This window comes from Pseudomonas sp. FBCC-B1667 (assembly GCF_059133255.1).
In genome coordinates this window covers 5,234,636-5,247,898 of the sequence record NZ_CP101437.1, presented here as the reverse complement: position 1 = coordinate 5,247,898, position 13,263 = coordinate 5,234,636, and the positions used below count along the sequence as shown (strand labels likewise).

Below are 13,263 nucleotides of genomic sequence, written 5' to 3'. Positions count from 1 at the left end.
GGCCTTTATGGCCCCCTCGTTCAGTTAAGCGTTATTTCCCCTTGAGACCTCCTTTTACCAGCTCAGCGGCACTTCCACCGGCTTGCTGTACGGGTTGGGAGCCTCTTGCGAGACCGCCAAGCACATCCCCAGTCGCAACACCTGCCCACCCTAATGCTGCGATCCAAAAGAGCGGCAAGATCACAAACATCGCACCCATCACAAAGTTGAGAATGGCGTCTTGGGTTGCAGTGTTCAGCCCCATCACTGGATCAAAGCTCAGATGAGGTGAGCCTGAACCGTAGAGGGCATCGAGGATGGTGCTGTCCACCCACCTTGCCAGTTGGAACCAGAAGTCGACGAAGATCAGCGAAAAGAAGACCACTGTCATAGTCATGGCAGTTTTCAGCTGGTATGCCCCGACCACCAGGACCATGGGCATGCTGATCACCATCGCCATCTTCAAGAAGGCCATGATCATGGGAAGCGCTTGGCGCACCATGTCCATCGCCGGAAAGTAGGCGAGTGATCCAAGAGCAATACCAAACGTACCGCCAGTGCGGGCCATGCCGTTCCAGACGGTACCGCCGATCTGGCCTCCGTAGTCAGAGTAAACATCTCCCTGGACTTGGCTTGAAGGGGCTACGAGTTGCCTGATCACTGCCTCATTGACTTCATCCGAGGACAGCCACTTGGCCCAGCCAAGGAACTTGGTCATCAGGTCAGGATCCACCTGTGCTTGAATCCTGTCCTTTAGCCCGATTCCTCCGTCTGACCACCACTGTTTGCACGTCGGATAGCCCCCTCCACCTGAAACTTCCGGAAGACCGGCATCTCGGGTTGCGTTGTATGGCCACGAGGTCCGTGGCGTCTTGGAGTAGTCAGTGTCGTAGTACCCAGAGGTATTGAGGAAGAAGTGTGAGCCGATCCAGCTCAGATCCTGGAGCGTTTCAGATTTGCTTGCAGCAGACCCTAACTCGGGTTGTCGCATGAACAAACGGGCTCGGGAGGGGCCGTAGCAGTCATGGGTGAAATCGGCGACTTCCTGGGCGAGCAGAGGATTGCTGATGCGCGCGTTGTCGACATCCATCCGCATCTGCCTAAGGTCTGTGCCGCAAGGGATCGACGCGACTGCCCCATTGGTTACCCCTTTGGAGAGGGCGTGCATGAAGGCCCACCAGACTGGCATCTGCGCGCTTTTCCCCGCCAAGCTACTGAACGACGTGTTCCATCCGGTATCGGCCGGGGCCGGAAGGGTGTACTGACACTGCTGTGCCCGGGTTTGATCAAAGTGCAGAGTATCGAAGCTGACATTGACAGCTGGCACGCCACATAACGCAACGACAACGTAGCCGACATAGATACTGGTTTCGATCCGCGCCAGGGAAAGTACACCCTTGTTGCCCTCGTCAGCGCCTTCCCCGCGGACTTTGAGCCACTCCCTAAGCACGATAATGCAGAAGGGCACAGCGAATAACCCAGTGTCCTGGATCATCGCCCAAATACCGTTGTTGATCAGCCAACCGACCAGCGTCAGGTAATACTCCAGGTAGTCATTCGTGTAGAGGGTCACGACACACCTCCCGGTTGAAACGCCAGTTTGCTGAGCTCGATGAGCAGCACCAACAGCACGACCAGAACCTCTATTTTACGTAGACGTTTATTGCTCTGCTTCGCGTCCTGTTCCGGGAGGCGCGTTTTCAGTTTGAACCAGGTAATTGCCAGACCGGTGTAGAGTGCCAACCGCCATGCCAGAAGGTGCCAGTAGTGATCGATACGCCATTCCTGCCAGGCCTGCACACCACCGAAGAAACGGAACAGTACAGCGTTGAGCATGATCGCCAGGGCGCTGAGCAGAAAAAGGCAGACCACTGTTACGAGTGTCCCCCTTATCACTCTGCGAGCCATTGAACGACGTGGTTTGATGATTACATCCTGAGTATCGATCATGGCCAAGTCCTCACTGATTAGTCTTTGGCGACTGCAGCTGATTCAGGCGACCAGTTTCTGGGTCACCCTGCAGCACGCCACGGGAGTTCTCGGCTCTAGCTTTGCTTCTTTCGATAATCTTCATCGGCGAGTTCTGCGCGAGCTGTTGGCGCATGTCGAGCTCCATCTTCAGGTTGCCGATCTCCTGCTGGAGCGCAGAACTCTGTTGGCTCACCGCCTGCACGGCGAGGTCATTGGCCGCGACGTTGGGCTCCTTGCTGCCGGCCATCATCGTGCGTTGCAGTGCCAGAGCTTTCTCCAGGACATCGGAGAGAGCCACCTCTGAAGCAAGCCGACGGGCCAGAACATCCTGATCACGTTCGTCCTTCAACGCGCTCACGACGCCTCGGGTTATCGGCAGCGAGTTGCTGCTCGCTGTCTGGAGATTTTCTACGGACATGGCTTTGCTGCCGGTCAGCAGCTCCTGCAACGCTTTCAGTTTGGTGTCATAGGCTTCCTGGATCAGGGGAGTGAGTCCTACCCCAGCAGCGGTCACCGTTTTTGGGCAACTGTCACAGGTTTGTTGTTGCTGTTCGCCAAGCACGCGGTTGGCAAAGGTGGTTGCCTCCTGTGGCGAAGACCACACATTGCAAATCAGGCCGTTGTTGCAGCTGTCCTTGCTAATCGATGAGGTGTCGCCGGCAGCTCGTTTGTTCAGCAGGTTGTAACCGGCCTTGGTTACGTCCCCCACGATCCGGATAGGCTTTTGCCCTGAGCCTCCGGCTCGATCGCCACCGACCCAGGTAACGCCATCGTCACCACCCTTTTTCTCGACTTGTTCAATCGCCGAGACGGCGTCCGTGTTTGCCGTCAGGGTCTGGCTCATTGCCTGACCCTCAGCAATCTTGCCCCATCCCATCTGATTGCCGGCGACATCTGCCATCTTGTCTGCAATGGCCCGGCAGGTGCCTTTCGACCGATCGAAGTCGAGCCTGGCCTGCAGGATTCCGTTGGTGATCAAGTTGTAGAGTGCCGGGTTGGATCGCTGGAGAATCAGTGCCGGCAGAGAGGCGACGGCACCGGTGGCGTTTGATACCACCGATGTCATGATGTTCTGGAATCCGGAGGTCGCCCCGTTCAACTGGTTTTCTAGTGTGTTGCTCAGGTTCATGTTCCCGCAGACCAGGTTGTTGCTCCAGCCACCTCCCACCGAGATGCTGTCCATGTTGCCAGCGCTGCCCATCGTCACTGCATTGCCGCCGCCGATGCTGTAGAGCACGTCGTCGCCGATCACACTGCCGGACGATGAGGCGTTAATTGGGCCAGCAGATAACGCTGCTGCACTGACGAGACTGCAGGCGAGTCCGATCGCCCAAGGACTGAGTTTCATATCGTGCTCCGATCTCTGAGGTTCATTGGAAGTCAGTGCTGCCTAAAAACGTTTGGCCGCGTCGCTGGCAGCATGAATACGGCCGCCACAGGGCCCAGGCGTAGCCTCCGTCCTGGGCTTGAACTTGTGGGCTGCTGCTGGGGAACACCGCGCATGATTGGCTAAGCGTTGGTGTGAGTTCCTGCCACTTGCCAGTGGTGGCATCACCTTCTTTCAGCTCTCCAGCGGGCCAATAACCGTCCTGAGCTGTTGCGAGCATTGGTAGGTAGACGTGTATCTGACCTTTGCGCGTGGTGATGTCGCCTGCGCGCTGGGCGATGACGGCACCGGTCTTGTAGTCATCGGTCTGATGGAGGAATCCACTGCGTGGGTAAATGTTTCCCCACTGATTTCCGGTCATAGTGCTCCCGACTTCACGTCTTCCAGGAATTAGAGCTTCAGGGAAGACGGACTCGGGCACGCCATATCGCCAAGCGATGGGGTCGAGGGTGCTGAGAAAGTACGGTACCAGTGGCAAAGTCGCGCCCTTGCAGGCATAGCCCGAACTGCTGGCGAATTGGCTGAAAGTTGCACCACCGGGATGCCCGATGACATCGGCCTCCTTAAACTTGGTGATGTTGTTTTCGCCGATGTGGTTCGTGGTTCCGTCATTGCCCGCTTGAGCTGAAGAATTGGGCGTGCCGAGAGAGGACATTTCCACCCAAGGATTCATCCCCGTATCCGAATACGCTGAAACCACTGCATCCGGGACGTAGTGTCGAACTTTGGTGGATGTTTTGACCTTGCAGCCGAAAGGCGTGCATAGCAGCCAGTAGCAGATTCCAACCACCTTGTACTCAAGACACGCAGGTGAAAGAGTCGATGAAATGATCGCTGCAGAGGTTACGGCGGCCGATGCCGAGAATGAAAGGCTGAGGGTCATAGCCATCGATAATGGGCGCAGCAGTCGAGGTATACGCTTCATCGCTGCATGCTCCGGGCTCTGTCGATAATTCCTACGGCGGTATTCACATCTGCTTCGCCATAAACGACGTATCGCTGATCAACGACCACGGCCGGGATTTTTTTGACCCCAAGGCTCCATGCGTCCGTAGCAGCCTGTTGAGCCTGGGCGAGCTCGCGCTGGAACCGCTTTCCATCTGGACTGGACAAGTAGGCTTGGATGCTTGCTGCTGCCTGCGTTGGGTTCGGGGGCAGCTTTTTGGTCAATTGCTCTTCGAGACGTTGCTGCTCATCAAGGCGGATGATCCGAAAACCCGCAGTGCTGGTCACTGGGTGTGCCTGATCGGTGACGACCCAGGTTTCGCCCTGAGCGAAGGCTGAGACGCATAGCAGCGCGATCGGCAATAGCCGACGCAGCGCTAGGCTGGAGATGTGACGGGTGTAGATCATGGCGCTGTACCTGAAGAAATTCAGGTACAGCAGAATCGAACATGCTGATGGATGCAGCAAAAAATAGGATTTGGACCTGTGGACTATTTCCTATCTAGTTCCGTTGAGTTTTAAGGGGCCTTCCCACATTACTCGCCTGTAGCAGTCCGAGTGGAGTCGACGGCCTGATTCAGAAGCAGCAACAGCATTGCTCGTTCGCGTCCAAGGTCCTCTTGAAGCTGTTTCACTTTGACAATGTTGTCTTCTTTCAGTGCAGCCATTTGTAGAGAATTGACCAATTCAAGAGTTGATAGCAAAAATGGAGGTAGCTCGACTAACATATTAGATTCCTTTTTATTGATTCGTAGCGTCAGTGAAGTAGCTGTAACAATGTTTTGGCTTGTGGTTTAGTTCAGGCTGGCACCTTTTCTGCAGTTGGTTTATGGGCGTTAGGGGCTTGGGGAAGACCCACTGCCACTATTGCTCGGTCCAGGGTTCTGAGGTGTTGATGGCGATGGTTGTGTTTTCTTAGCAAGGTCCCAACGTGCGAAAGCTTTTGCTTCTTCTGCTAGGAAGTCGTTAAGAAGTGCCTGGTCTTGCGGACTCAAATAATTTCCTGCTGCTCCATGTGCCAGTGAATTGATAACTTTGCTGAGCGTTTCACCATCTATATCTTCAAATAAATCTACTTTGGTTGTGCCATAAACTAACATTAAAAGGCCGTTGCTCAGTAACGCTTCAGAACGCAAGATACCAAACAGCTCCGCAAATCTTGTAATCTTGTCTTCTCCCGAAGATTGAAAGCTAGTGAGGTAGTCGAGCAAATTATTGTGAGTTTTTGTGTGAGGGAAAATATTGGGTAGTAATGAGGGTTTGGAGTAGTTGACGGCTTTCAGTGTTTGCTCAGCAAAACCTTCGGGCTGTGGTTTTTGGTAGTACGGTAACTCAGTTGGCATGTTGTAAACATATAGAATTGGGAAGCCGTATTTTTCGAGCTCTAGGTCATATTCATATTGTTCGTTGTTATATGATAGTAGCTTTCCGGATTTGTGGACTTTTACTTCGGCAAGTAAGATTTCGGAGTCGTTTAGTGTTGTGATGAAGTCTGCACATAATTTTCCGAGCCCGTCCCCTTGCTGATTTGCATAAAGATTCATTGACGTACACCTGATGTCTTTCTTGTAACACCATAGTTGTAGGCATGAAACTATTGCAGTTTGAAGTTCGTTCTCTCTAGGGGTTCTGCGTCGCTTAATTTTGTCAGCCATGGTTCGTCCTTCATTGGCAGAAGTTAGCTGTGTCCAACGAGGTGGACACACCTATAAGTAGGGAAGGCTACTATTTTGCCACTAATCAGTCTACCTTCTGGAATTCAGGCTGAATTTTCTGTGCATCCGGCCGGCCGTGCTTTCGTTTAACTGTGCTGAGAAAATGAGTGCGCGGTTACATTTTGGCGTGAAGGGACAGGGTGAAAGCAAGTTCTGTAAGGGAGGTGGAAGGATGTCTGTGGGTTTTATCCGCGTCGCTGTTGAGCGCGTATGTTTCTACGGAATGGAGTCAGCGCCGTGTTTATAATTATTTCCGATCGCTTGGAGCGATGATTCTATCAGGGAGAAAACAATGGTCATGATCAATGGGCTACGTGAAACGGGAGAAGTCAGGCCGACTTCCAGCGCTCGACGACGTATTCGTCGAGCCTCGGGTCAGCGCCTCCGTCGGATGTTATGTGACTACGGTATCTCACCGACAGCCATCGCAGAGTTTTTGGGAGTCACCCCTGCGTGTATCACCAACTGGTTTGAGCGCGGTATTCCCCAGCAGCGAATGAAGACAATCGCACGGTTGCTGAGCGTCAATGCTGATTGGCTATCGACCGGGAACGGTTTTGACCAACGCATCGCTTATTGCGAAAGCCAGTCGAACGCAGATAGGAGAGTAGTCCCATCCACGGCCCCCTCCAGCTTGATGGTTTTCCCCGTTTTATTATCTCTGATCAGCATGGAAGGAGTCGCAGCAATACCTGCTTTTGAGGCTTCCTGGATGTGCTGACGGATGAGGGATGCAACCTCTGCATTACCAGTAGCGCAAGCCTCCAGTTCCGCCCCGTCGACGCCGGTAACAACCAGCTGTCCCTCGTAGCCCAAACCGTTGCTGCGCGTGCGGTCAAATACTTGAGCGACGGCTTCCCAGAACGCATCCGCCCCACCCAACTTACCCGCGCATTCGACTTGCTGCGCCTCGCGCAGTGCAGCGGTGCCGTGAATGTCCAGCGGCAGATGGTGCCACTGTAGATTCACATCGTTCCGTTGCCGTACCCACGCCTTTAGCTCTGGCGTATAGGTCTTGCAGAAAGGGCATTCCAGATCCGCATATTCCGTGACAGTCCACCTCGCATCCGAAGGGCCGAATACCCAAGGCCCTATGTGGTGCGACTTAACTACTAGGTGACGAATCAATGGCAAGCAGGCCACTATCAACCCAATAATAATTACCCCCACGACTGCCCACCTGGTAGGTAGGCGACTCATGCCGGCGCCTTAGCGCTGTGCGTCGGAATAAGTGCCTGTTTGCGCAGAGCCTCAATTAAGGCGTGTTCAGCTGTTTCAGGCTGAGGATGCAACCGCAGCCATTCATCGAGCACGATGCGAAGCTGGGATTCAATGTCACGGCGGTCCACCGCTCGAATGAGTACCTGTTGCAGTTGTTCGATCAGTACCGGAGCACAGACCTTGAGGGTTTCGAGGGCGTCCTCCTCAGGTTTTTGAAGCAACTGGGTCAGGCTTTCAATCAGGTTCTGGGTCAGGGTATTCAGTGTTCTCATGCCTGGCGCTCCAAGGCCGTAGTTTGTTCGGGAAAGGTGATGATGTGCGGTTCGATTCCACGCAGCCGGTCCAGATCTGCTGCGATCTGAATGGCGGCGCCTAACTCGTCGACGCCAGTTGCCTGCATCACGTCGTAGCGCTGTTTTTTCTCTTCGGGTTCGGTCATTGCCAAGGCGAGATAGAGGCTCGGTGGGACCGCACGGAACAGCACCTCCATGCTCTTCGAGAGAATCACCCCTTCGGTGTATTTGCCGCTCTCTTTACGAGCGGACAGCATCAGTGCTTTCTGAGAGGGGGTCAGTTCCCGGAACTTGGCGATCTTTTCCACTTCATCCGGTGGCATGTTCAAGCAGATCCACCACTCGATCATGTTCAGCATCGGCGCCGCTGCCGGTGGCAAGTCGTCGACGTTCTGCGTGGCGAGCCAGAACCAGGCGCCGAGCTTTCGCCACATTTTGGTGATCTTGACGGCGTAGGGCGAAAGCAATGGGTTCTTGGTGATGATGTGCCCTTCGTCAGTCAGCTTGACGATAGGGCGGCCCTTGAACTGGTCGCGCTCAGCGATGTTGTTCACGGTGTTGAGCAGCGAGATATAGGCGATCGACAACTGTGCGTTGTAGCCCTCACGGGAGTAGGTGGCCAAGTCAACGATCGTCAAATCCGCCTCAGGCCAAGGCGTACCTTCGCGGTTGAACATCTCGCCGTCGGCGCCCATGCAGAACATGTCCATGGCCTCGGCCATCTCCAGCATTCGGTTGCGCCGTGGCTCAGGCATGCCTTCCTGCATGCCGGCTGCACGCAGCGAGTCGCGGACGTCCTGAGTCAATACGGTCCGATTGTCAGCCACACAGGTTTTTGCAGCGTCGAGGATGCAATGGCGAATGGCACTGCGATCGGCGCGAGTCAAACGGGCGTCCTCTTTCTCCTCGCCACCGGTGATCATCAGGCGAGCGACGATCTCCAGCTCGCCGAGGATGTCCCGTTGATCGTCTTCTTGGCTGTCCAGGTGCGCGTCGGATGACTCCAGGTCTTCGGCATCGAGGATTTTCACCTGGTCAGGGGCTTCTACCAGCCGAGCTGCGTCAGCAAAGGGAGCCAGGCTCACACCAGAGCCCGGGGAGAGCTTGATGCGGTTGACGGTCAGCCCCAGGCGTTGGGCAAAGTCACCTGTCAGCCCAAAGCTGTTACCGGCTTCAACGATAAACAGGCGCGGCCGGTAGACCGCTATCAGCTGATTGACCAGATTGTTGAGGGTCGCAGACTTACCGGCCCCGGTGGGACCGAACACGAACAAGTGCGCGTTCATCTGTCGGTCGAGTTTGTTCAGTGGGTCAATCGTCAGTGGCGCGCCACCTCGATTGAACAGAGTCAAGCCAGGATGCCCGGTTCCGGTAGACCGACCCCAGACTGGAGCCAGGTTAGCGATATGCTGGGCAAACATTAGCTGGGTGTACCAGTCGAGCGCTCGCCGCTGGTTCGGGTCGAAATTACCGGGCAGCCAGCGAAGGTAGCTATTTAACGGCGCGACTTCATCCCGCGGTTCTACTGGTGCCATGCCTGCTCCCAGCAACGCGTTGCTGAGCTGGAGGCTGCGCTCATGTAGCTGCGGTTGGTCGTGACCGCGCAGAAAGAACGCCACGCTGCCCCGATACAGTTTGTGTTTGCGACCCAGTAATTGACGCGCGGTCGAGACGTCTTCACGGGTGAGGATCGAGGCTTGAGTGTCGCCGACAGCTTTGCGAGACAATTGCTCTAAATGACCTTCAAGTGTGTCCTGCGGGGTGATGACCAGGGTGATGCAGAGGATGGTGTCTTCCGGCATTTTGTCGAACAGCGCATTCAGCGCGTCGCCGCCCTTACGGGTCTCACCGGTCAGGTGTCCGGTCTTGGGCGGCTCGCGCAAGCGATCGAGCATGACCACCCGGTGAGGCATACCATCGAAGTACCACAATCCTTTTTCCACGTCGGACAGGGGCTCGCGATAGCAAATATTTTGCGAAAAGTCGGTGCCGCTGGCGAGCGGCAGTTCACCTTCCTCAGTAGTTGGAGCCTCGTCGCAGACCAGGTCGTAGAAGCGGCGGATATCTGCATCAGTCGGCCCGAGATGATCGGGGCGTGGGTTGAACCAGTGGACGAGCCAATGACGGATCGCCTGTCCATCCATTCGTTTGGCTTTGATGCCGGCGTTCGCCAGCCCACCCATCAGGCGATCACAAATAACCTTCAAGTAAGGAGCGGATTCTTGGCCACGAACGTTGCTGCCGCTTTTGGCGCGACGATAGATCACGATTCGAACGCGGCGCTGCTGACCTCGCCACGGAAGTTGGCTGACCTTCGTGTCCTCGAAGAGGCCTCCCGGTTTGGAGATGGCTTCGAGATGCTGCTTGAATAGCTTCAGGTACAACTCGGTAAACGCAGTACCTTTGGCGCGGGGCTGGATGTAGTTGTGCAGTTGCTGGAGATACTCGTCCCAACTGGTTTCGTCCTGTGCGTACATCTGGACGACCCATGGGGAGGTCTCCAGTTCGTCAAACGAATCCTGCAGCGCGTTCTCCAAGGCGTCCCGGGCTTTGCGAAGCCATTCAGGGTCACGTCCTTCGGTGCCGATCGGTGTCAGCTCGAAAAAAGCAGCACGAGAAACCCCATCCTCCAGCAGCATGGCCTTCTCGCCGTGCAGGTAATCCACCCAGGGCAGTAAATCCACGAACGACGGGTTGACGTTGTACAGTTTGGCCACGTCGGCGGTCGTGGCAGGTTTCTGCTTTGGATTTCTCCAGTCATCAGGGGAGGGAATCCCAAGGGCCGCAAGGCGTTCGAAATATCGCTGTGAGGCGGCTTCGAACTGTTCGGCAGGGGATGCTTCCGGGCTTTTATCCCCATCGATGGTGGCGGTGGCCACGTCGATATCAACGTTGGTCGGCTGCACACCCGGTTCAACGCGTTCGGCGTCTTTACGTGTTTTGAATCCTTCAAACAGTCCCATCAATAGTCCTCCGTCCGTTCTCCAGGCATGGCGTACTGCACGCGTTGGTAGAGCGGGAATACTGTTGTGTAGCCCGGCACTGGCGCCGGGTCAGACCCTGCGAGATGGGGGAAGATGTACATGACCAGGTCCGGGTTCGGCAGGCGCTTGAACTGGCTGTAGATCTCGTTTTGCGAAGTTCGTGTGAAGGCGCTATTGGTCTCCAGCGACTTTCCTTGATCCGACTCCAGCGGCCTACGCAAGGTCAGACGTGCATCTAGGAGTTGACGGCTGCCGGCACTCCCGATGGAGCCCGCGGTGCCCTGATCCCAGACATCCAGCATGGTGTTGTCGCCATGGGGCAGCATTTCATCCTTGCTCGTCGAGCAGCCCGGAAGGAGCAACGCAATGATCAGGCTGATGCAGACCTTCAGACCCAACTTAGTCGAGAGTGGTAGAGACATGACCGGCTCCAGAGGTGTAGTCGACCTTGCGGCCCTTGAGCTCGTAATCGATGGCGAGCTGTTGATCCAGGTGAACCGCAACCTTCGCCCCGGGTTGCACGTATACGGCGGCAAAGGCCTGGCCATAGAGTTTGTTGACCCAACTGGAGACATCGTTGACGCCTTGGCCAATGATCTTGCCCATGGCCTCGTTGCCAGAGATTCCGGTGGTACTCACTGTCCCGCCGGGGGTTGAAACGACGGAGCTGCTGTTCCCGTCTGATTTGATCAAAGACGCAGCGCCGGCGCCGGCAGCGGTGATCAGCACCTGAGAGCCAATGTATTGAGAGGCGTTGCTTTTGCGCTCACCGCTGATGCATGGAATACCGTAAGCGTCGCTGATCCAGCCCAGACCGCCTTGGATGGTCTGCTGATTTCCGCTGTTCTGACTGGAGTTCTGGTTGCCATTCGCCTCGTCGGCCGGAGCGGGAAGTGTCCGCACGGTGCCGTCATTGAAGACAAAGGTCAGGCTTCGAATCTGGCCGCGCACGCACGACAAGGTCCAATCGCCGGATGCAGTCCCGCTGGCGACTGCCCCTGCAACGTCGGGTAAATCAATGCCATTGGCCGTCAGATTTTCCGGGCCTATCAGAACCTTGAAGGGGTAAGGGTCGTTGACTGTTCCATCAATAGGAATTCGACCAATCAGCGCTGACATGGCCACGGATCCCATGAGCGTTGAGCTCTGTGGAAGCGTGTAAACCTTGCGTACTTGTTTACGTGCTTCCTGCGAAGACACTTCGCCGGCAACATTCTGAACACCGTTACTGAGGGCGTTTTGTCCGCGATCCAGTGTTGCGCCAAATGATGTCGGGAAGTTGAAACCATTCGCGGTCTGGTTCGAACCGTTCGGGATCGGCTTGCCGTTGGCATCAACCGGTGTAGCGTCCTGCGGTTCTATCCAGACCATCTCCAGGCCAGGGGTACGCTCAAAGCTTTGCCCGTCTCCTGGCTGCACGCCGAACCCAATCGGGAGGTCTGCTCCAGCAGAGTTACCAACGTTCTGCTTGTTGGCCAACGAGTCGTACTGCTGCTTCAGCGTATCAACGAGGCTTTGATTTTGTTGCTGGGCCTCCTGTTTCAGCGTGTTCTGGACATTTTGCAGCCGGCTATCCACTGTCTGATCGATGTTCTGCAGACGCCTTTGCAGTTCCAGGTTCTGCTGCTTCAGTTCGTCGTTTCCCTTGAGCGCCGTGTTGATCTGGTCTTTGAGCTGTTTACTTTCCGCGACCATCGTCCGAAGGGTATCGCTGGCTGTGTCACCGTCCACGCCGAGCTTTTTGGCTTGTCCCTCAGTGAGCTTCGGAGTTCCTTCGCTTTGTTGCTGTTGGGCAGCGGATGAGCCAAGCATCTTTACCATCAGGACGATCGCCAAAATGGCGAACGGAATGACCAGAAATTTCAGGAGAGGATTATTCTTCACGGCGTCCTCCCTTCGGATCGATTTGTCCAACTTTCGACGGCAACAGAGACTCTGCTAACCCGTGGCCGCGAGTTACTAGGTAGGCGGTCGTCGTGTCGCTGGCATCTCCTTTCACCCCCAAATAGGGATGCTGAAAGGTCGCAGCCACGAAATCGCCCATCAATTCACGGGGATCCAGCGTCAGGTGTTGGGCGCTGGTGTTTCGAAGTTTCACCGCCGTGACCCAGTAGCCATCCATACGCCAGGCCCCCAATGCCGAAGCTTCGACAGGCAGGGTAGGGATTAGAGTCGATAGATCGAGGCGCCGATTGAGATTGACCTGGGAAATGCCCGCGACAGGTTCAACGGTGCGAAGGGGGGCGTACAGCATCTGGGCGGCATAGCGAGTGATGACTACCGGTACCGGGGTTTCACGCCTTACGGCAGGAGGATCCTCGCTGGACTCCTGAACTACTGATTCTTCGCGGGAACGATTCAGTGTCGATTTTTGTGGTGTGCTGACCTGGCCATAACGGCTGCTTTGCTGCTCGCCGGCAACGATTTTTACGGGTTCGAGTGCCGCTTGATTCGCTTTGCCGATACTGGCAGCAATATCGACCAACATGATCTCGCCGGAGGTCATGTTTTGCAGCTGTAGGCGGGTAGGCTCGATAGGTTCGTTGGCCAATAAGTAGATGGCACCGCCCGTGCTCTGAACTCGTAGCTTTCCTACCAAGGTGCGCGGATGTCCGACGCGCACGTTTTGGTCAACGAAGACAATGCGTTCTTGGCCCACAATCAAGGGCACTGCCAGAGGGATACGTTCCCAGCGCTGTATTTCAACAGCCTGGGCGTATCCAGTCAGGCTGGCCATCAGGATCAATGCATAAATGAAGGTCCGCACG

Annotated in this window: 12 protein-coding genes; all 12 read right to left on the bottom strand. The window is 55.6% G+C overall.

What is annotated here, in order from left to right:
• Nucleotides 1-31: 31 nt before the first annotated feature.
• A complete protein-coding gene (locus NL116_RS24300) occupies nucleotides 32-1,552 on the bottom strand; it encodes a conjugal transfer protein TraG N-terminal domain-containing protein (protein WP_494374379.1) in 1,521 nt (506 codons plus the stop codon).
• Complete coding sequence (locus NL116_RS24295) at nucleotides 1,549-1,929, bottom strand: hypothetical protein (RefSeq protein WP_494374378.1); 381 nt, start codon at nucleotides 1,927-1,929, stop codon at nucleotides 1,549-1,551. Before NL116_RS24295 ends, NL116_RS24300 begins: the two co-directional genes overlap by 4 nt.
• Before the next feature lie 10 nt (nucleotides 1,930-1,939).
• Nucleotides 1,940-3,298 (bottom strand): integrating conjugative element protein, encoded by a 1,359-nt coding sequence (locus NL116_RS24290; RefSeq protein WP_494374377.1) that lies wholly within the window; start codon nucleotides 3,296-3,298, stop codon nucleotides 1,940-1,942.
• A gap of 22 nt (nucleotides 3,299-3,320) precedes the next feature.
• A complete protein-coding gene (locus NL116_RS24285) occupies nucleotides 3,321-4,226 on the bottom strand; it encodes a TIGR03756 family integrating conjugative element protein (protein ID WP_494378126.1) in 906 nt (301 codons plus the stop codon).
• Nucleotides 4,227-4,258: 32 nt separating this feature from the next.
• Nucleotides 4,259-4,690, bottom strand: coding sequence for a TIGR03757 family integrating conjugative element protein (locus tag NL116_RS24280; RefSeq protein ID WP_494374376.1), 432 nt, complete (start codon nucleotides 4,688-4,690; stop codon nucleotides 4,259-4,261).
• Nucleotides 4,691-5,118: 428 nt separating this feature from the next.
• Nucleotides 5,119-5,826: a hypothetical protein gene (locus tag NL116_RS24275; RefSeq protein ID WP_494374375.1), complete on the bottom strand. Its 708-nt coding sequence runs from the start codon at nucleotides 5,824-5,826 to the stop codon at nucleotides 5,119-5,121.
• 744 nt (nucleotides 5,827-6,570) lie between these two features.
• Nucleotides 6,571-7,167, bottom strand: a complete 597-nt coding sequence (locus tag NL116_RS24270) for a DsbA family protein (protein WP_494374374.1) — start codon at nucleotides 7,165-7,167, stop codon at nucleotides 6,571-6,573.
• 26 nt (nucleotides 7,168-7,193) lie between these two features.
• Nucleotides 7,194-7,490: a hypothetical protein gene (locus NL116_RS24265; protein ID WP_494374373.1), complete on the bottom strand. Its 297-nt coding sequence runs from the start codon at nucleotides 7,488-7,490 to the stop codon at nucleotides 7,194-7,196.
• Nucleotides 7,487-10,474, bottom strand: a complete 2,988-nt coding sequence (locus NL116_RS24260) for a conjugative transfer ATPase (protein ID WP_494374372.1) — start codon at nucleotides 10,472-10,474, stop codon at nucleotides 7,487-7,489. The genes NL116_RS24265 and NL116_RS24260 overlap by 4 nt, the downstream gene beginning before the upstream one ends.
• Nucleotides 10,474-10,917, bottom strand: coding sequence for a TIGR03751 family conjugal transfer lipoprotein (locus tag NL116_RS24255; protein WP_494374371.1), 444 nt, complete (start codon nucleotides 10,915-10,917; stop codon nucleotides 10,474-10,476). The genes NL116_RS24260 and NL116_RS24255 overlap by 1 nt, the downstream gene beginning before the upstream one ends.
• Nucleotides 10,895-12,379, bottom strand: coding sequence for a TIGR03752 family integrating conjugative element protein (locus NL116_RS24250; RefSeq protein WP_494374370.1), 1,485 nt, complete (start codon nucleotides 12,377-12,379; stop codon nucleotides 10,895-10,897). The genes NL116_RS24255 and NL116_RS24250 overlap by 23 nt, the downstream gene beginning before the upstream one ends.
• Nucleotides 12,369-13,232 (bottom strand): TIGR03749 family integrating conjugative element protein, encoded by an 864-nt coding sequence (locus NL116_RS24245; RefSeq protein ID WP_494378125.1) that lies wholly within the window; start codon nucleotides 13,230-13,232, stop codon nucleotides 12,369-12,371. The genes NL116_RS24250 and NL116_RS24245 overlap by 11 nt, the downstream gene beginning before the upstream one ends.
• Nucleotides 13,233-13,263: the final 31 nt, after the last annotated feature.